The sequence below is a fragment of the Nonomuraea sp. NPDC004354 genome (genome assembly GCF_053602555.1).
Map to the genome: position 1 here is coordinate 430662 of NZ_JBSGDV010000004.1, position 18502 is coordinate 449163.

Annotated in this window: 14 protein-coding genes; 10 read left to right on the plus strand and 4 right to left on the minus strand. The window is 72.3% G+C overall.

Translation table 11 applies throughout. The annotated features are described in order from the left end of the window. Positions 1 to 92 precede the first annotated feature (92 nt). Both ACWENQ_RS16830 and ACWENQ_RS16835 read left to right on the plus strand, forming a co-directional pair. Complete coding sequence (locus tag ACWENQ_RS16830) at positions 93 to 1001, plus strand: SRPBCC family protein (RefSeq protein WP_452414922.1); 909 nt, start codon at positions 93 to 95, stop codon at positions 999 to 1001. Beyond that, positions 998 to 2167, plus strand: a complete 1170-nt coding sequence (locus ACWENQ_RS16835; protein WP_354908099.1) for a zinc-dependent alcohol dehydrogenase — start codon at positions 998 to 1000, stop codon at positions 2165 to 2167. The genes ACWENQ_RS16830 and ACWENQ_RS16835 overlap by 4 nt, the downstream gene beginning before the upstream one ends. Positions 2168 to 2187: 20 nt before the next feature. On the opposite strand, the gene ACWENQ_RS16840 is transcribed toward ACWENQ_RS16835, so the two are convergent. Then, the gene (locus ACWENQ_RS16840; protein ID WP_452414923.1) at positions 2188 to 4947 is read right to left on the minus strand and encodes a LuxR C-terminal-related transcriptional regulator; all 2760 of its coding nucleotides are present in this window, start codon (positions 4945 to 4947) and stop codon (positions 2188 to 2190) included. Positions 4948 to 5146: 199 nt separating this feature from the next. Here ACWENQ_RS16840 and ACWENQ_RS16845 point away from each other — a divergent pair, with 199 nt between their 5' ends. The 7 genes from ACWENQ_RS16845 to ACWENQ_RS16875 all read left to right on the plus strand — a co-directional run bounded on the left by ACWENQ_RS16845 (position 5147) and on the right by ACWENQ_RS16875 (position 13122). Then, entirely contained in the window at positions 5147 to 5632 is a 486-nt protein-coding gene (locus tag ACWENQ_RS16845; RefSeq protein WP_449918851.1) for a general stress protein, read from the plus strand. A gap of 24 nt (positions 5633 to 5656) precedes the next feature. Beyond that, complete coding sequence (gene dnaK / locus ACWENQ_RS16850) at positions 5657 to 7561, plus strand: molecular chaperone DnaK (RefSeq protein WP_452414925.1); 1905 nt, start codon at positions 5657 to 5659, stop codon at positions 7559 to 7561. Positions 7562 to 7566: 5 nt separating this feature from the next. Beyond that, complete coding sequence (locus ACWENQ_RS16855) at positions 7567 to 8046, plus strand: nucleotide exchange factor GrpE (protein ID WP_452415031.1); 480 nt, start codon at positions 7567 to 7569, stop codon at positions 8044 to 8046. Then, positions 8046 to 8969 carry a DnaJ C-terminal domain-containing protein gene (locus tag ACWENQ_RS16860; protein WP_452414927.1) on the plus strand — a complete coding sequence of 308 codons (924 nt, stop codon included), beginning with the start codon at positions 8046 to 8048 and terminating at the stop codon, positions 8967 to 8969. The genes ACWENQ_RS16855 and ACWENQ_RS16860 overlap by 1 nt, the downstream gene beginning before the upstream one ends. After that, positions 8966 to 9271, plus strand: coding sequence for a chaperone modulator CbpM (locus ACWENQ_RS16865; RefSeq protein WP_354908092.1), 306 nt, complete (start codon positions 8966 to 8968; stop codon positions 9269 to 9271). Before ACWENQ_RS16860 ends, ACWENQ_RS16865 begins: the two co-directional genes overlap by 4 nt. A gap of 1 nt (position 9272) precedes the next feature. Further along, positions 9273 to 11888, plus strand: a complete 2616-nt coding sequence (clpB, locus tag ACWENQ_RS16870) for an ATP-dependent chaperone ClpB (protein WP_449918844.1) — start codon at positions 9273 to 9275, stop codon at positions 11886 to 11888. Positions 11889 to 12018: 130 nt separating this feature from the next. Next, complete coding sequence (locus ACWENQ_RS16875) at positions 12019 to 13122, plus strand: methyltransferase domain-containing protein (protein ID WP_452414928.1); 1104 nt, start codon at positions 12019 to 12021, stop codon at positions 13120 to 13122. 149 nt (positions 13123 to 13271) lie between these two features. Here ACWENQ_RS16875 and ACWENQ_RS16880 read toward each other — a convergent pair whose 3' ends face one another. The 3 genes from ACWENQ_RS16880 to ACWENQ_RS16890 all read right to left on the minus strand — a co-directional run bounded on the left by ACWENQ_RS16880 (position 13272) and on the right by ACWENQ_RS16890 (position 17422). Then, positions 13272 to 14972: a glycerol-3-phosphate dehydrogenase/oxidase gene (locus ACWENQ_RS16880; protein WP_452414930.1), complete on the minus strand. Its 1701-nt coding sequence runs from the start codon at positions 14970 to 14972 to the stop codon at positions 13272 to 13274. Between the two features lie 70 nt (positions 14973 to 15042). Further along, positions 15043 to 16560 carry a glycerol kinase GlpK gene (gene glpK, locus ACWENQ_RS16885; RefSeq protein WP_449918838.1) on the minus strand — a complete coding sequence of 506 codons (1518 nt, stop codon included), beginning with the start codon at positions 16558 to 16560 and terminating at the stop codon, positions 15043 to 15045. 34 nt (positions 16561 to 16594) lie between these two features. Next, entirely contained in the window at positions 16595 to 17422 is an 828-nt protein-coding gene (locus ACWENQ_RS16890) for an MIP/aquaporin family protein (RefSeq protein WP_449918837.1), read from the minus strand. Positions 17423 to 17725: 303 nt separating this feature from the next. Between ACWENQ_RS16890 and ACWENQ_RS16895 the strand changes: the two genes are divergently transcribed. Beyond that, positions 17726 to 18493, plus strand: a complete 768-nt coding sequence (locus tag ACWENQ_RS16895) for an IclR family transcriptional regulator (RefSeq protein WP_354908084.1) — start codon at positions 17726 to 17728, stop codon at positions 18491 to 18493. Positions 18494 to 18502: the final 9 nt, after the last annotated feature.

Sequence of the window (18502 nt, forward strand, 5' to 3'; positions counted from 1 at the left end):
ACACCCACCGGGCGGGCAGGGGGCTCAGGGTGCAGATCCCCACCAAACCGGACGCGTCACCCGACCGCCCGACAGAACGGAAGCAATCGGCTATGTCGCGACATGAACACCACAGAACCGACAAGCTCGCCCGGGTGCTCGGGTGGGTCAGCCTGGGGCTGGGGGCGACACACCTCCTCGCTCCGGACGCCGTCCGCCGTGTCAGCGGCATCGACGGCTCCCCGTCGGCGAAGGCGGTGACGAAGGCGGCCGGCGCGCGCGAGCTGGTGCAGGCCGCGCTGCTGCTGGGCAGCCGCAGGCCTGCCCGATGGGCCTGGACCCGGGTGGCCGGCGACGCGCTGGACCTGGCGCTGCTGGGCAAGGCCATGACCACCCGTTCGGGCGACGACCGGCGCCGGCTGGCGGCGGCGACCGCCGCGGTCGGCGGCATCACGGCCCTCGACCTGTTCACCACGCTGGACAGCCTGCGCTCCGGCAGGGAACCGCTGTCCATCCACGCCTCGATCACCGTCAACCGGCCGCGCGACCTGGTCTACCGATTCTGCCGGGACCTGGACAACCTGCCCAGGTTCATGACCCACCTGGAGTCGGTGCAGCCGCTCGACGAGCGCCGCTCGCGGTGGCAGGGCAAGGGACCGACCGCCGACCTGTCGTGGGTGGCCGAGATCGTCGAGGACCGCGTGGGCGAGCTGATCGCCTGGACGTCCCCCGGCCGGTCCGTCACCGCCAGCGGCTCGGCGCGCTTCGCCGACGGCCCCGCCGGGCGCGGCACGGTCGTCGAGTACACCCTCCGGTACGGCCGGCCGGGCCGCGCGCTCGGCGCCGCGGTCGCCAGGATGCTCGGCGAGCATCCCGAGCAGCGCATCCGCGACGACCTGCGCCGCCTCAAGCAGATCCTGGAGACGGGCGAGGTGCTCCGGTCCGAGGGCAGCCCCGAGGGCACCCACGCCCCGCGGCAACGCAGGCAGCGTCCCGCCCAACCGGTGGGAGGACGATCATGAAGGCCAACTGCTACACGGGCCGCAACACCGTCGAGGTGCTCGACGTGCCGGATCCGGTGATACTCAACGCGCGCGACGCGATCGTCCGCGTCACCTCCACCGCGATCTGCGGCTCCGACCTGCACCTGGTCGACGGTTACGTCCCGACGGTGAAGAAGGGCGACATCCTCGGCCACGAGTTCATGGGCGAGGTCGTGGAGGTCGGCTCCGGCGTGTCGAACCTGCGCCCCGGCGACCGGGTCGTCGTGCCGTTCCCGATCGCCTGCGGCAACTGCTTCGCCTGCGAGGACGGGCTGTACTCGGTGTGCGAGAACTCCAACCCCAACGCCGGCATGGCCGAGAAGCTCATGGGGCACGCCACCGCCGGCATCTTCGGCTACTCCCACATGCTGGGCGGCTTCGCCGGCGGCCAGGCGGAGTACGCGCGCGTGCCGTTCGCCGACGTCGGGCCGATCAAGATCGAGGACGGCCTGCCGGACGACAAGGTGCTCTTCCTGTCCGACATCCTGCCGACCGCCTACATGGGCGCGGAGATGTGCGACATCAAGCCGGGCCACACGGTCGCCGTCTGGGGTGCGGGGCCGGTCGGCCAGCTCGCCGTGCTCAGCGCCTACCTGCTGGGCGCCGACAGGGTCATCTGCATCGACCGGTTCGGCTACCGGCTCAGGCGGGCCGAGCGGGCCGGCGCGCTCCCGCTCGACTACGAGGAGGTCGACGTCCTCGACGCGCTGCGCGACATGACCGGCGGGCGCGGGCCCGACGCCTGCATCGACGCGGTCGGCATGGAGGCGCACCACCCCACTCCCGCCATGTACGCCTACGACCGGGCCAAGCAGGCCGCCCGGCTGGAGACCGAACGTCCGTACGCGTTGCGCGAGGCCATCCTGGCCTGCCGTAGCGGCGGGGTGGTGTCGGTCGTCGGGGTCTACGGCGGGCTGCTCGACAAGTTCCCGATGGGCGCGCTGATGAACCGGTCCCTGACCCTGCGCACCGGCCAGTGTCACGTGCAGCGCTACATGAAGCCGCTGCTGGAGCGCATCCGCGACGGGGAGATCGACCCCAGCTTCGTCATCTCCCATCACCTGCCGCTCCAGGAGGCACCGCGCGGGTTCGAGCTCTTCAAGAACAAGCAGGACGAGTGCAACAAGGTCGTCCTGACGCTCTGAACCGCACCGGCGGCCTGCGCCTAGTCCTGGGACCGCTGGGACCGGTCGTGCAGACGGTCCTCCTCGACGACGAAGCGGGTCAGGGCGACGCGCGAGCCGATGTCCAGCTTGCGGAAGATCTGCCGCAGGTGGAAGGCGACGGTGTGCGCGCTGATGAACATCTGCTGGGCGACCTGCCGGTTGGTCATCCCCTGGGCGACCAGCCGGGCGACGGAGTTCTCCGTGCCGGTCAGGCTGTCCCAGCCGAGCTTCGCGTGATCGGTGCGGGCCCAGTGGCGGTGCCGTACGCCCAGCAGGCGCAGCCGGCTGCGCACCCGGGCGGCGTCCCTGGCCGCTCCGGTCGCCTGGTATCCGGCGAGCGCGTCGGTGAAGGTGCTGATCGCCTCGTCGGCGCGCGCCAAGGGCGCGAGCGCCACCCCGAGATCCTCCCTGGCCGACGCCCGCGCGTAGGCGTCGGCGGCCAGGTCCACCGCGACGGACAGGCTCTGCACGTCGCCGTCCAGCAGGCCGCGGGCGTGGGCCGCCGCGGCCGCCGCCAGGACGACGTCCGGGTTGTCGCCGGCCAGCTTCTCGATCGCCGTGGTGACCGCTTCGGCGCGCGGCCGGTCGTCCACCCGCAACGCCAGGCGGACCAGCCAGACCGCGGTGGTCGGATCCAGGACGAGGAGGGCGCGGTTGCGCTCGATCATGGGGTAGACGCCGGCGAGCGACGCCATGGCGCGGCGCGGATGGCCCTGCGCCTCCATGACCTGGGCGGCGAGCAGCGCGCAGCGGATGCTCCCCTGGGACCCGGCGTAGCACGCGAGCCGCGCGTGCTCGCCCTCCACCTGGGCGGCCGCCTCCCGCAGGTCTCCCCGGCGCAGGGCGGCGGCGCCGAGCACCGCCGCGCCGACCGCGGAGAACAGGTGCGTGCCGAGCGCGTCGGCGGCCAGCAGGCCCGCCTCCGCCGCGTCCACCGCCTCGGCCGGGTGATGGGCGGCCAGTCGCAGGCGCGCGGACAGCAGGGCCGGGCCCGCCGTCCAGGCGGTGTGGCCGAGCACCTCGACCTCCTCGCGGGCCGCCCGCAGGACGGCCCGCGCCTCGTCCAGCCGGCCGGCGTCGAGCAGCATGGAGGCCAGCGCCAGCCGCGGGTGCGTACGGCGGGCCGCCGCCGAGCCCGCGCCGGCCCGCCGTACCGCCTCGCGGGCCAGGCCGATGCCCTCGGCGAGCCGGCCGGCCTCCCAGCTCGCGACCGCCAGGAGGGTGGTGGCGGTGACCAGGAGCGCGTCGGCGTGGTGGTCAGGCTCGCCGAGGACGGCCTCGGCCTGCCGCACGACCTGCTCCCCCACGTACGCTCCGGCCTGCGCCTGGAGCATGGCCATCCGCGCCTCGTCCCGGGCCTGCCGCGGCAGGTCGGCTGCCGTCAGCGCCTGCTCCGCCTCCCGCGCCGCGTCCGCCGCCTTGCCGCCCAGCAGGAGCGTGGCCGCGAGCACGCTGCGCAGCTGTGCCGTTCCCGACGGCTGCAGGGGCTGGATGAGAGCCTGCGTGACCAGCTCCACGACCTCCGCCAGCCGCCCCGCCTCGGTCATCGCCCTGGCGGTGCGCAACGTGCGGGCCAGCCGTTGCGGCGTGTGGTCGGCGGTCAGGTTCATGGCGCGCAGGGCGACGGCGGCCGCCGCCTCTGGCGCGTCGGCCAGCAGGTCGTCCACCGCCTGGTCCAGCCTGGCCAGGGTACGGCTGTAGCCGTCGTGGCCGCCGACCAGCAGGTGCGCGGCCTCCATGGCGGGGCCGCCGCGTTCCAGGAGGATCCCGCCGATCTGGTGGTGCAGGGCCTGGAGCAGGGGCGGGGGCAGCATCTGGAGGACGGCTTTCCTGAGGATGTCCTGCTGGAAGACCAGGACGTCGGTCGTTCCCATGAGGATGTCGGCGTCGATGGCCTCCTGTACGGCGAGCAGGAGACCGGCCGGCGTCCGGCCGAGCACGTCGGCCACGTCCTCGGGTGAGAAGGCGCGGCCCAGCACCGCGGCGGTCTCGACCACCTGGCGCGCCGGGCCGCTCAGCCCGTCGAGACAGCGCGTCACGGCTCGCACGAGCCGCTCAGGCAGCCGTCCCGAGACGAGCCGTGTCTGCCCGCCCACGACCTGGAGCGACTCCTCGTCGCGCAGGCCGGCCAGCAGCTCGGTCAGCAGGAGGGGGTTGCCCGCCGCGCCGGCGGCCAGTTCCGACAGCTCGCGGCTGGGCGGCGCGGGCAGGAAGCCGGCGATCAGCTCGGCCACGGCGTCGGCGGGCAGCGGGCCGAGCTCGACGCGGCCGGCGCCCTCACCCTCCATGAGGGCGAACAGCCGCTCGGCCTCCGTCCTGCGCGCGCAGGTGCTGCGGGCCAGCAACCAGACGATGGGCAGCGCCGACAGCTGGCGCTGCAGGGTCCTCAGGGCCATGAGCGTCGCGGGGTCGGCCCACTGGAGGTCGTCGAGCGCGACGAGAACCGGACGGATCCCCGCCAGCGCTTCGGCGCGGGCCCGCAACCGCTCCACCAGCACGACCGGCGAGTCGATCGCCTCCGACGGCGGCTCGTCGAACGCCGCGAGCAGCGGCGCCATCGGGACGAGCCCGCCGAACGCCTCGGCCTGCCCGACCGCGGCCCCGAAGCCGCGTTCCGTGGCCGTCGCCACGACCTCGGCGAGGAACCTGCTCTTGCCCGTGCCGAGGCCGCCGTCGAGGAGCAGCACCCCGCCGGCTCCAGGTCCAGCCGCTTGGAAGAGCTCGAGGACTGCGCGCCATTCGCGCTCGCGTCCATGCATCCAGATACTCCGCAGAGCCGCCCCCGGACATCGAACAGGTGGTGCAGGCATCACCCCCGTTCACGCCTGCTCCTGCCGGCACTCGCTCCGGCACTGCCTCGCTCCCAGAGGTCTACCCGAATGGGGGATGTCAATCCCGCCGCCCGCGACAAGCCTCGAAAGAGTGCGCTCCACTTCCAGTGAAGGGCAGGCCAGGTCAATGACCACATCACCTTCCGGCCCCGTACCCACCTCCGTGATCGCGAGCTACGTACCGGTGGCCGGCTATGGCAGCTACCTCGAGGCGGAGCGGGCGGTCGACCGGCTGTCCGACGAGCGCTTCCCCGTGGGGGAGGTCGCCATCGTCGGGACCGGCCTGAAGCTGCTGGAGAAGGTGCTCGCCCGCATGACCTACCCGCGGGCGGCGGGGCTGGGCGCCCTGTCGGGCGCCTGGTTCGGCCTGCTGATCGGCATCTTCTTCGCGATCTTCGCGACGACGGCGGCGTCCATGTTCTCCGTGATCGTCTGGGGGCTGATCTGGGGAGCGATCGCCGGTGTCGTCTTCGGGCTGATCTCGCACCTGTTCACCGGCGGGCGGAGGGACTTCGTCGCGACGAGCCAGCTGGTGGCCGACAGGTACGAGGTGCTCGTCGCCCCCGCGCACGCCGAGCGCGCGCGGGCACTGCTCCAGACGCCCCCCGCCTAGCGACCCCAGAGGGGAGACATACCGATGGCCAAGGCAGTCGGCATCGATCTCGGTACCACCAACTCGGTGATCGCCGCGATGGAGGGCGGGCAACCCACCGTCATCCCCAACTCCGAGGGATCGCGCACGACGCCCTCGGTGGTGGCCTTCACTGAGCAGGGCGAACGCCTGGTCGGGCAGCTGGCCAGACGGCAGGCGATCCTGAACCCCAAGGGGACGATCTACTCCGCCAAGCGGTTCATCGGCCGGCGCTTCGACGAGGTGAGCAGCGAGCAGACGGCCGTGTCGTTCGACGTCGTGCCCGGCCCGAACGGCGAGGCCCGCTTCGAGATCCGCGGCAAGCAGTACACGCCTGAGGAGATCTCCGCGCTGGTGATCCGCAAGCTCGTCGACGACGCCGGCAAGTATCTCGGCGAGCGGGTGACCGAGGCCGTCATCACCGTTCCCGCCTACTTCAACGACGCCCAGCGCCAGGCGACCAAGGACGCCGGACGCATCGCCGGCATCGAGGTCCTGCGCATCATCAACGAGCCGACCGCCGCGGCCCTGGCCTACGGCCTGGACAAGAAGGCGAACGAGACGGTCCTCGTGTTCGACCTGGGCGGCGGCACCTTCGACGTCAGCATCCTCACCATCGGGGACGGAGTCGTCGAGGTGCGCTCCACCTCGGGTGACACCCACCTCGGCGGCGACGACTTCGACCGGCGCATCGTCGACCACCTCGCCGACGAGTTCCAGCGGCAGGAGGGCATCGACCTGCGCCGCGACCCCCAGGCGCTGCAGCGCCTGTTCGAGGCGGCCGAGAAGGCGAAGGTGGAGCTCTCCTCTGTCACCCAGACCACGATCAGCCTGCCGTTCGTCACGGCCGACGCCTCCGGCCCGAAGCACCTGAACACCACGCTGATGCGGTCGACGTTCGACCAGATCACCGCCGACCTCGTCGAGCGGTGCCTGGAGCCGGTCAAGCAGGCGATGGCCGACGCCAAGCTCACCGCCGACGACATCGACGAGGTCATCCTCGTCGGCGGCTCCACGCGCATCCCCGCCGTGCAGAACCTCGTGCGCCGGCTGACCGGCGGCAAGGACCCGAACATGTCGGTGAACCCGGACGAGGTGGTCGCCATCGGCGCCGCCATCCAGGCCGCCGTCATCAAGGGCGAGGTCAAGGACGTCCTGCTGCTGGACGTCACGCCGCTGTCGCTGGGCGTGGAGACGCTGGGCGGCGTGATGACCAAGGTCATCGAGCGGAACACGACCATTCCCGCCCGCCGTACCGAGGTGTTCAGCACCGCGGAGGACGACCAGCCCTCGGTCGACGTCGTCGTGCTGCAGGGCGAGCGGGAGCGCGCGGCCGACAACCGCGTGCTCGGCCGGTTCAGGCTGGAGAACATCCGGCCCGCGCCGCGCGGCGTCCCGCAGATCGAGGTGACCTACGACGTCGACGCCAACGGCATCCTCAACGTCTCCGCCCGGGACAAGGACACCGGCGCCGAGCAGCGCATCACCATCAGCGAGAGCTCGACGCTGGACAAGTCCGAGGTCGAGCGGATGATCAAGGACGCCGAGCGCAACCGTTCGGAGGACCTGCGGCTGCGCGAGCTGGTGGATGCCCGCAACGAGCTCGACAGCGTCGCCTACCAGGTCGAACGGCGCCTGAACGAGCTCGGGCCGAACGTCGCCGCCCATGACAAGGCCCGTGCGGAGATGCTGGTCGCCGACGCCCGGCAGGCCGTCAAGGAGGCGGCGTCGCTCGACCGGCTCCGCTCACTCACCTCGGAGTTGCAGCAGATCTACCACGGCCTGTCCGCCGCGGCCGGCACGGGCGCCGCAGGTGGTCAGGGCCCGTCGCCGGGCGGGGCGCGGGGACAGGGCGGCGGCGCCGGAGCCGACGACGACGTCATCGACGCCGAGTTCACCACTCCCGAGTGATCGACATGTCCGAGCACGACGCCGCGCCCGCCGGACCCCGGAACGACGACAAGGCGCTGATCGAACAGCTCGAGTCCCGCGTGTCCGAGCTCGAGGACCAGCGCCTGCGCGCGCTGGCCGAACTCGACAACGTCCGCAAGCGGGCGGCCAGGGAGGCGGAGCTCGAACGGGCACGGGTGGTCAGGCAGTGGCTGCCCGTCCTCGACAACCTCGATCTCGCGCTCCAGCACGCCGGCCCGGACGACGCGCTCGTCGAGGGCGTCAAGGTCGTGCGCGACCACGCCCTCGCCCTCCTCGAACGGCTGGGCTTCCCCCGCCGTGACGACACCGGTGAGGCGTTCGACCCGTCCCGCCACGAGGCCGTGGGCGCGCTCGCCGGCACGGAGGCCCCGCCGGGGACGGTCGTCCAGGTGGTCCGTCCCCGGTACGGCGAAGACGAGCGCCAGCTGCGTCCCGCCGCGGTCATCGTGTCGAAGGCCGACTGATGGCACGCGACTTCTACGAGGCTCTCGGCGTCCCCAGGACGGCCGACCAGGACGACATCCAGCGCGCCTACCGCCGGCTGGCCCGCGCCTACCACCCGGACGTCAACAAGGACCCGCAGGCCGAGGACCGGTTCAAGGAGATCTCCGAGGCCTACCAGGTGCTGTCCGACCCGGAGACGCGCCGCCGTTACGACGCGTTCGGGGAGGACTTCCGCCGCGTCCCCGAGGGCGTCGACCCTGACACCTGGCGGCGCGCCCGCGCGGGCGCCGGGGCCGGGGCGGGGGCAGGGCCCGGTGGCGAGTGGGCCGGCAGGACGACCTGGACCGACGCGGACCTCGAAGACCTCTTCGGCGAGATGTTCGGCGGCGTGCGGGGCCGGGGGTGGGGGCCCGCGCCCGGCGCCGACCAGGAGGCGGAGCTGCCGCTCACGCTCGAGGAGGCCTACCACGGCGGCCGCAGGAAGCTCACGCTCGGCGGCGGCCGCCAGATCGACGTCAGCATCCCGCAGGGTGTGACGAACGGCCAGCGCATCCGCCTGGCCGGCCAGGGCGGGCGCGGCGCGAGCGGCGCGCCCGCCGGGGACCTCTACCTGATCGTCCGGATCGTCGACCATCCGCGCTACCGCGTCGAAGGCCGCGACATCCGCGTCGTGCTGCCGCTCACGCCGTGGGAGGCGGCGCTGGGGGCGACCGTACCGGTCGACACTCCCGGCGGCGAGGCCAAGGTCAGGGTGCCGAAGGGCACCTCGAGCGGCCGCCGGCTGCGCCTGCGCGGACAGGGGATGCCCAACCCGCGCGGCGCGCCCGGCGACCTGTACGCCGAGGCCCGCGTCATGGTGCCCGAGCGCCTCACCGCGGAGGAGCAGCGCCTGTTCGAGCAGCTGGCCGCCGGCTCGTCCTTCGACCCGAGGAGATCGCGATGACCTACGCGCTCGTGCGAAGGACCGCCGTCGAGGCGGAGATGGACCTCGACGGTTTCGCCCGCGTCACCGGGATGCATCCGGAGCTGGCGCGGCGGCTGGTCGCCCTGGACCTGATCGAGGCGCGGCGCGACGCCGCGGGCCGGCTGTGGTTCCCGGTCTCGCAGGTGGCCCTGGCGGGCCGCATCCAGCGGCTGCGCGCCTGCTTCGGGCTGAACTACGCCGCCGTCGGCCTGGTGGTGGACCTGCTCGAGCACATCGCGCGGCTGGAAGCGGCACTGCGCGACCAACGCACAGGAGGGTGATGTGGACCCCAACCGCCTGACGCAGAAATCCCAGGAGGCTCTGCACGACGCGCAGACCAAGGCGCTGCGTTTCGGGCACACCGAAGTCGACGGCGAGCACCTTCTCCTGGCCCTGCTCGACCGCCCTGACGAGCTCGTGCCGCGCCTGCTGGGCCAGGCCGGCGCGGACGCGGACCGCCTCAAGGCCGACCTGGAGGCCGACCTCGCACGCCGTCCCCGCGTGAGCGGGCCGGGCGCGGCCCCCGGCCAGGTCTTCGTCACCCAGCGCCTGTCCCGCCTGCTCGACGCGGCCGAACGGGAGGCGCACCGGCTCAAGGACGAGTACGTGTCGGTGGAGCACCTGCTGATCGCGCTGCTGGACGAGGGCGCGCAGACGGCCGGTGGGCGGCTGCTGCGCGAGCACGGCATCACGCGCGACCGGTTCCTCCAGGCGCTCACCGCGATACGGGGCAACCAGCGGGTCACCTCGGCGATGCCCGAGGTCGCCTACGAGGCGCTCGAGAAGTACGGCCGCGACCTGGTGGCCGACGCGGCCGCGGGCAGGCTCGACCCGGTGATCGGCAGGGACGCGGAGATCCGCCGGGTCATCCAGATCCTGTCCCGCAAGACGAAGAACAACCCCGTGCTCGTCGGTGACCCGGGAGTCGGCAAGACGGCCATCGTCGAGGGCCTGGCCCAGCGCATCCACCGGGGCGACGTGCCCGAGGGGCTCAAGGACAAGACGGTCTTCAGCCTCGACATGGGCTCGCTCGTGGCAGGAGCCAAGTACCGGGGCGAGTTCGAGGAACGGCTCAAGGCCGTGCTGAACGAGGTCAAGGCCGCGGAAGGGCGGATCCTGCTCTTCATCGACGAGCTGCACACCGTGGTGGGAGCCGGCGCGGCCGAAGGCGCCATGGACGCCGGCAACATGCTCAAGCCGATGCTCGCCCGCGGCGAGCTGCACATGATCGGCGCCACGACGATGCAGGAGTACCGCAAGCACATCGAGAAGGACGCCGCCCTCGAACGCCGCTTCCAGCCCGTGCTCGTCGACGAGCCCTCCGTCGAGGACGCCATCTCGATCCTGCGCGGCCTGCGCGAGCGGCTCGAGGTGTTCCACGGCGTGAAGATCCAGGACAGCGCGCTGATCGCGGCGGTGGTGCTCAGCCACCGCTACATCTCCGACCGGTTCCTGCCCGACAAGGCGATCGACCTGGTCGACGAGGCGTGCGCCATGCTGCGTACCGAGATCGACTCGATGCCCGCGGAGCTGGACGAGCTGACCCGGCGGGTGATGCGCCTGGAGATCGAGGAGGCCGCGCTGTCCAAGGAGGACGACCCGGCCGGTACGGCCCGCCTGGAGGCGCTGCGCAGGGAGCTGGCCGACCTGCGGTCCGAGGCCGGCTCCATGCGCGCCCAGTGGGAGGCCGAACGCCGGGCGCTGAAGAAGGTCCAGGAGCTGCGCGAGGAGATCGAGCGCGTACGCCAGCAGGCCGAGGAGGCCGAGCGCGCCTACGACCTGAACCTGGCCGCCGAACTGCGTCACGGCAAGCTGCCGGAGCTGGAACGCCGGCTGGCGGCCGAGGAGGAACGGCTGGCGGCCAAGCAGGGCGGGCACCGGCTGCTGCGCGAGGTCGTCACCGAGGACGAGATCGCCGCGATCGTCTCGCGCTGGACCGGCATCCCGGTCAGCCGCCTCAAGGAGGGCGAGCGCGACAAGCTGCTCCGGCTGGACGAGATCCTGCACCAGCGCGTCATCGGGCAGGACGAGGCGGTGCAGCTGGTGGCCGACGCCATCATCCGCGCCCGGTCCGGCATCAAGGACCCGCGACGGCCGATCGGGTCCTTCATCTTCCTCGGCCCGACGGGCGTGGGGAAGACCGAGCTGGCCAAGGCACTCGCGGAGGGCCTGTTCGACACCGACGAGAACATGATCAGGCTCGACATGAGCGAGTACCAGGAGCGGCACACCGTCAGCAGGCTGGTGGGCGCGCCTCCCGGGTACGTCGGCTACGAGGAGGGCGGCCAGCTCACCGAGGCGGTCCGGCGCAAGCCGTACTCCGTGGTCCTGTTCGACGAGATCGAGAAGGCGCACCCGGACGTCTTCAACGCCCTGCTCCAGGTGCTGGACGACGGGCGGCTCACCGACGCGCAGGGCCGTACGGTCGACTTCCGCAACACCGTCATCATCATGACGTCGAACATCGGCTCGCAGTACCTGCTCGACGGCGTCACCCCGGACGGGGAGATCAAGCCGGAGAACCGCGAGAGCGTCATGGCGGAGCTTCGGCGCCACTTCCGCCCGGAGTTCCTCAACAGGGTCGACGACATCGTCCTGTTCAAGCCGCTCACGCAGGCGGAGATCGAGCGCATCGTCGACCTGATGTTCGACGACATCAGGGACCGGCTGGCCGACCGGCGCCTCAAGCTCGAGGTGACCGACAGCGCCCGGCGCTTCATCGCCCAGCAGGGCTTCGACCCGGTGTACGGCGCGCGCCCGCTGCGCCGGTTCATCGCCCGCGAGGTGGAGACCCGCATCGGCCGGGCGCTGCTGGCCGGCGACGTGGCCGACGGTTCCACGATCATCGTCGACGAGCGCGACGGCGAGCTCGTCGTCACCTTCGGTGCCCACCGATGACCGCGCGCGCCGGGACGCCTGACCTTCAGGCGGCCTGTCCCCCGACCGGCCCGCGATCCCCCGCACGCGATCTCATCCCGCGCGCCTGCCTCACCAGGCGCTCACGGCTTCGCACTCGGAGGACGCCATCATGAACGCCTTGGACACCGGCGTCGAACCCGCCGCCGACCGCACCACCCAGCTCGTCGAGCGCCTCTTCGAGAACACCCTGGGCGCCCTCGAACTGTTCGCGGTCTACCTGGGGGGCGAGCTCGGCCTCTACCGGGCCCTCCAGGAGCACGGGCCGCTGACGGCGGCGCAGCTGAGCGAGCGGGCCGGGATCGCGCCGCGCTACGCCGCCGAGTGGCTGGAGCAGCAGGCCGTCGCCGGGCTGCTGGAGGCCGACCCGGACGTGCCCGGCGAGGAGCGCCGCTACCGCCTGGACCCTGCGTACGTCCCGGTGCTGGTCGACGCCGACGATCCGGCGCACGCCGCGCCGTTCGCGCACATGCTCGCCGGGATCGGGGGCGTCATCTCCCAGGTGGCGCAGGCCTACCGCACCGGCGGCGGCGTGCCGTACGAGTCGTACGGCACGGCCTTCCGCCACGGCCAGGGACACATCAACCGGCCCGCCTTCACCCACGAGCTGGCCGCCACCTGGATCGCCGCCATGCCCGACGTCGTCGAACGGCTGACGTCGGCGCCGCGCCCGCGCATCGCCGACGTCGGCTGCGGGCAGGGCTGGGCCGCCATCGCGGCCGCCCGCGCCTTCCCGAACGCGCGGGTGGACGGCGTGGACGCGGACGAGTCCTCGATCGCCGACGCGCGCGCCCACGCCGAGCAGGCCGGTCTCGGCGACCGCGTCCGGCTGGTGCGGGCCGACGCGGCCACGCTGCGCGACGGCGGGCCGTACGACCTGGTGCTCCTCATGGAGGTCCTGCACGACCTGTCGCGCCCGGTGGAGACGCTACGGGCGATACGCGAGGCGCTGGCCGACGACGGCGTGCTGCTCGTGGCCGACGAGCGCGTGGCCGACCGCTTCACCGCGCCCGGCGACCCGGTGGAGCGGATGATGTACGGCTGGAGCGTCACGCACTGCCTGCCCACCCAGCTCGTCGAGCAGCCGTCGGCGGCCGTCGGCACCGTGCTGCGGGCCGCCACCGTGGACCGGTACGCCGGGCAGGCGGGCTTCAGCGGATGCACCGTGCTGCCCGTCGCCAACGACTTCTTCCGCCTCTACCGGCTCGACCGCTGACGCCGCCCGCCGCACCGCCGCCCTCGCCCGGCTCACGGCACGACCGGGAAGGGGCCAGGTGCACAGCCACATCAGCAGCAGTCCCGCCGCCGCCAGGACGACGTCTATCAGCACGACGAGCGCGACCATCTCATCGCCACGACCTTCCCTCATCGGGAGAGCGCGGAACGGTCGGGGACGTCCAGCCGGGCGCTGTCGGCCGCCTGGTCGTCCTGCTGCCGCTCGGCCGCGAGCTGGGCCTGGACGTGCAGCCGGTGGTGCTCGGTCTCCCGCCACACGTCGTCCGCGTCCCAGCCGAGCACGCTCGCCATGAGCGCGGCGACCTCGGGCGCGGCGGCCAGGCCCCGGTCCTTCTCCTCGGTCGCGATGCGGGTACGGCGGGCCAGCACGTCCTCCAGGTGTCTGGCCCCCTCGTGCGAGACGGCGTAGACCACCTCGGCCTTGAGACAGTCGCGGGTCCCCGGCACGCACTCGCCCAGCACCGGATCGCCGGCGACCAGCTCCAGCAGTTCCTCCGTGAGCGAGCCGTACCGGCGCAGCAGCCGCTCGACCTTGGCCAGGTCCAGCCCGTAGCGCCGCGCCAGGTGGCGCCGGCCGTTCCACATCGTCTCGAAGCCGACGGCGCCGAGGACGGGCAGCCGGTCGGTGACGGAGGCGGGCACCGCGCCGCCGAGCTCCCGCACCGCCATGTCGACGGCGTCCTTGGCCATCACCCGGTAGGTGGTGTACTTGCCGCCGGCCACGGTCACCAGGCCAGGCGCCGGACGGGCGACCGCGTGCTCGCGCGACAGCGTGGCGGTGTTGGCCGCGTCCCTGGCCGGCAGCGGGCGCAGGCCGGCGTAGACGCCCTCGACGTCCTCCCTGGCCAGCGGGGTGGCCAGCATCGAGTTGACGTGGTCGAGCAGGTAGTCGATGTCGGCGCCGCTGGCCGCCGGGTGCGCCTTGTCCAGGCGCCAGGCCGTGTCGGTGGTGCCGATGATCCAGTGACGTCCCCAGGGGATGACGAACAGGACGCTCTTCTCGGTCGGCATGATCAGGCCGGTGTCGAGGCGGATCCGGTCGCGCCGGACCAGGATGTGGACACCCTTCGACGCCTGCACGGTGGGCCTGCCGTCGGCGCCGGCCATCTGGCGCGTCTCGTCGGTCCAGACGCCGGTGGCGTTGACGACCTGGCGGGCGCGGACGTAAATCTCCTCGCCGCTGTCCAGGTCGCGCACGCGCGCCCCGCTCACCCGGGCGCCGTCCCGGACCAGGTCGGTGACGCGGGCCCCGGTCATGACGGCGGCGCCGTACTGGGCGGCGGTGCGCGCGAGCATCATGGTGAAACGCGCGTCGTCCACCTTCGCGTCGAAGTACTGGACGGCGCCGACCAGGGACTCGGGGCGCAGGCCGGGAGCCACCGCCAGCGCCTTCCTGCGGCTCATGTGCCGGTGGCGGGGCATGGTGCGGGCGCCGCCGAGAACGTCGTAGAGGGCCAGGCCCGCGCCGACGTAGAGCCGCTCGGCCACCCGGTGCCGCAGCGGGAACATGAACGGCACCGGCCGCACCAGGTGCGGCGCCAGCCGGGTCAGCAGCAGGCCGCGCTCCTTGAGCGCCTCCCTGACCAGCCGGAAGTCCAGCTGCTGGAGGTAGCGCAGGCCGCCGTGGATCAGCCGGCTCGACCGGCTGGAGGTGCCGGCCGCCCAGTCGCGTGCCTCGACCAGCGCGACGGTGAGGCCGCGGGACACCGCGTCCAGCGCCGCTCCGGCCCCGACCACTCCGCCGCCGATGACCAGCACGTCGAACTCGGTCTCATGCATCCTCTGCAGCGTGGCGGCGCGGTGGGCCGGGCCGAGCGGTACAGACGTCATTGCAGAACTCCTTGCGTCGATCAGAGGGATGGACCCGCGGGGACCTGGCCGGCCCCCGCGGATCCGCCAGTCAGTCCAGCTCGACCCAGTCGAGGGTGCGGGACACGGCCTTCTTCCAGCCGGCGTATCCACGGGACCGCTGCGACTCCGACCAGGTCGGCTGCCAGCGCCGGTCCTCGTTCCAGTTGCGCTTGAGCTCGTCAGTCGACTCCCAGAAACCGACGGCCAGGCCGGCGGCGTACGCGGCGCCGAGCGCCGTGGTCTCGGCCACGACCGGCTTGGACACCGGGACGCCGAGGATGTCGGCCTGCAGCTGCATGCACAGGTTGTTGGCGGTGACCCCGCCGTCCACGCGCAGGACGTCGAGGGCGACGCCGGAGTCCTGCCGCATCGCCTCGACGACGTCGCGGCTCTGGTAGCAGATCGACTCGAGGGTGGCCCGCGCCACGTGGGCGTTGGTGTTGAAGCGGGACAGGCCGACGATGGCGCCGCGGGCGTCCGAGCGCCAGTAGGGGGCGAACAGCCCGGAGAAGGCGGGCACGAAGTACACGCCGCCGTTGTCGTCGACCTGCGCGGCCAGCGCCTCGCTCTGCGCCGCGCCGGAGATGATGCCGAGCTGGTCGCGCAGCCACTGCACCGCCGAGCCGGTGACCGCGATCGAGCCCTCCAGCGCGTACACCGGCTTGTCCTCGCCGAACTGGTAGCAGACGGTGGTCAGCAGGCCGTGCTTCGACCGGACCGGCTCGTGGCCGGTGTTGAGCAGCAGGAAGTTGCCGGTGCCGTAGGTGTTCTTGGCCTCGCCGGGCGAGAAGCAGACCTGGCCGACGGTGGCCGCCTGCTGGTCGCCCAGGTCGCCGGACAGGGCGACCTCGCCGCCGAGCGGCCCGCCCGCCAGGGTCGTGCCGTACAGGCGGGGGTCGGACGACGGCTTGATCTCGGGCAGCATCCGCCGGGGGATGCCGAAGAACGACAGCAACTCGTCGTCCCAGTCGAGCGTCTCGAGATCCATCAGCATGGTACGGCTGGCGTTGGTCGGGTCCGTGACGTGCACGCCGCCGTCGGGGCCGCCGGTGAGGTGCCACAGCAGCCAGGTGTCGGTGGTGCCGAAGAGGGCGTCCCCGGCCTCGGCCGCCTCGCGCACGCCGTCGACGTTCTCCAGGATCCACTGGATCTTGCCGCCGGAGAAGTAGGTGGCCGGGGGCAGCCCGGCCTTGCGGCGGATGACCTCGCCCCTGCCGTCCTGGTCCAGAGCGGCGGCGATCCGGTCGGTCCTGGTGTCCTGCCAGACGATGGCGTTGTAGTACGGCCGGCCGGTGACCCTGTTCCAGACCACCGTGGTCTCGCGCTGGTTGGTGATGCCCAGCGCGGCCAGGTCGGAGGCGACGAGGTTCGCCTGGTTCATCGCGGTCTCGATCACCGCGCGGGTGCGCTCCCAGATCTCGGTCGGGTTGTGCTCGACCCAGCCGGCCTGCGGCATGATCTGCTGGTGCTCGAGCTGGTGCCGGGCGATCTCGTTCCCGCCGTGATCGAAGATCATGAAGCGGGTGCTGGTCGTTCCCTGGTCGACGGCTCCGATGAAGTCGGCCATGACGATCGTGCCTCCTGGATGGGGTTGGGGGGTTTCAGACTGCTTCGTAGGCGGGCTTGGCCGCGGGCTGGGCGGCCTCGGGCTCTTGTGCGGGCGGCAGGAACCGGCCGACCAGGACCTCGTACAGGCCGGCGCCGATCAGCCCGCCGATCACCGGGGCCACGATCGGCACCCAGAAGTAGAGCGAGCCGTACTGGTCGTGGAAGGCGGTCTCGTAGCCGGTCAGGAACGAGGCCAGGCGCGGGCCGAAGTCACGGGCGGGGTTGATCGCGTAGCCGGCGTTCGTGCCCCAGGCCATGCCGATCGCCACGACGAGCAGGCCGACCACGAAGGGCGCGAGGTTGGCCCCGGGAGAGGAGTTGCGCAGGTCGGTGATGGCGAGGATGAGGAACAGCAGGATGGCCGTGCCGATGATCTGGTCGCGGAAGGCGCCCCACGTGCCGACGGGCAGCGTCCCGTTGCCGGGCAGCGTCGAGAAGACGCCCTGGGTCTTGATGGTGAAGCCGGGGTCGACCTTCGCCAGCACCTCGGCGTAGTTGAACCGGACGATCAGGGCGGCCACGAACGCGCCCGCGGTCTGCGCCAGCGAGTAGGGCAGGACCTTGCGCCACGAGAAGCCCTTGAACACCGCCAGCGCGACCGTGACGGCCGGGTTGAGGTGCGCGCCGCTGACGCGGGCCGCGACGTAGACGCCGAGGGTGACGCCGAGGCCCCACGCCCACGCGATGCTGTCGTGCGCGCCGATCCCCGCGGCGGCCACCTGGGCCACCACGCCGACCCCGAAGAGGATCAGGATCATGGTGCCCGCGAACTCGGCGGCCATTTCACCGAGCAGTCCGCGGGCCTTGAGTCGTTCGGCCATTTCTCTCTCCTCACAGTGCCGTGCTCCCCCGGTGGAAAGCGGGAGCGGACCGTCGCCGTGAGTAGTCGTCCCAGGTGGTGTGACCGGCCTCACGGTTGCCGTGGACGCTAGGTGAGAGAAAACGGAGGGTCAACGGCAAGGTGTCGACAATGTCGAACACTAGTCAGCGATGCCGCGCCGGGTTAGAGTCTGAGAACTATGACGCAGGCTACAAAAGTCCACGTCTGTGGGCGATTGCGTAGATTGCCCGCTCATGGGTGTCGACATTGTCGAACACCTGTCGGCCACACTACGATCGGGCACATGCCAGGTCCAGTTCAGTCCATCGAGCGGGCGGCGGCGATCCTGCGTCTCATCGCGCGCAGCTCAGGCCGGCTCGGCCTCGGTGAGATCTCCAACGCGCTGGGGCTGGCCAGAGGCACCACGCACGGGCTGCTGCGCACCCTGCAGCGGGTCGGCTTCGTCGAACAGGACGAGGCGACGGGCAAGTACCAGCTCGGCGCCGCCCTGCTGCACCTGGGCACCAGCTACCTCGACGTCAACGAGCTCCGCTCGCGGGCGATCAACTGGGCCGACGCGCTGGCCGCCCGCAGCGGCGAGGCCGTCCGCATCGGCACCCTCCTCGACGGCCAGATCCTCATCGTCCACCACGTCTTCAGACCCGACGACACCCTGCAGACACTCGACGTGGGCGCACTGCTGCCCATGCACGCCACCGCGCTCGGCAAGGTCCTGCTCGCCTACGACGTCGGCGCCGCCGCCGCCCTCGGCGACGGCGTCCTGGAAGCCTTCACCCGCCGGACGGTCGTGCAGCCGAAGGCGCTGGCCCGCACCGTCGCTCAGGTCCGCGAGGTCGGCTGGGCCGTCGAGGTCGAGGAGATGACCATCGGAGAGGCCGGCATCGCCGCGCCCATCCGCGGCCACGGAGGACTCGTCGTCGGCGCCATCGGGATCTCCGGCGCCGTCGAACGCATCTGCGACACCAAAGGACAGCCGAACGCCGCCCTGGTGACGTTCGTACGCGACGCGGCGCGCGCGGTCTCCAGGGACCTCGGCGCGGCCCGCTGGTGACCCCCCTCC

Coding starts and splice junctions, on each gene's coding strand:
- ACWENQ_RS16845 (WP_449918851.1), top strand. CDS start 5,147: ATGACCACATCACCTTCCGGCCCCGTACCCACCTCCGTGATCGCGAGC.
- ACWENQ_RS16830 (WP_452414922.1), top strand. CDS start 93: ATGTCGCGACATGAACACCACAGAACCGACAAGCTCGCCCGGGTGCTC.
- ACWENQ_RS16895 (WP_354908084.1), top strand. CDS start 17,726: ATGCCAGGTCCAGTTCAGTCCATCGAGCGGGCGGCGGCGATCCTGCGT.
- ACWENQ_RS16890 (WP_449918837.1), bottom strand. CDS start 17,422: ATGGCCGAACGACTCAAGGCCCGCGGACTGCTCGGTGAAATGGCCGCC.
- ACWENQ_RS16855 (WP_452415031.1), top strand. CDS start 7,567: ATGTCCGAGCACGACGCCGCGCCCGCCGGACCCCGGAACGACGACAAG.
- ACWENQ_RS16865 (WP_354908092.1), top strand. CDS start 8,966: ATGACCTACGCGCTCGTGCGAAGGACCGCCGTCGAGGCGGAGATGGAC.
- glpK (WP_449918838.1), bottom strand. CDS start 16,560: ATGGCCGACTTCATCGGAGCCGTCGACCAGGGAACGACCAGCACCCGC.
- ACWENQ_RS16835 (WP_354908099.1), top strand. CDS start 998: ATGAAGGCCAACTGCTACACGGGCCGCAACACCGTCGAGGTGCTCGAC.
- ACWENQ_RS16875 (WP_452414928.1), top strand. CDS start 12,019: ATGAACGCCTTGGACACCGGCGTCGAACCCGCCGCCGACCGCACCACC.
- ACWENQ_RS16880 (WP_452414930.1), bottom strand. CDS start 14,972: ATGACGTCTGTACCGCTCGGCCCGGCCCACCGCGCCGCCACGCTGCAG.
- ACWENQ_RS16840 (WP_452414923.1), bottom strand. CDS start 4,947: ATGCATGGACGCGAGCGCGAATGGCGCGCAGTCCTCGAGCTCTTCCAA.
- ACWENQ_RS16860 (WP_452414927.1), top strand. CDS start 8,046: ATGGCACGCGACTTCTACGAGGCTCTCGGCGTCCCCAGGACGGCCGAC.
- dnaK (WP_452414925.1), top strand. CDS start 5,657: ATGGCCAAGGCAGTCGGCATCGATCTCGGTACCACCAACTCGGTGATC.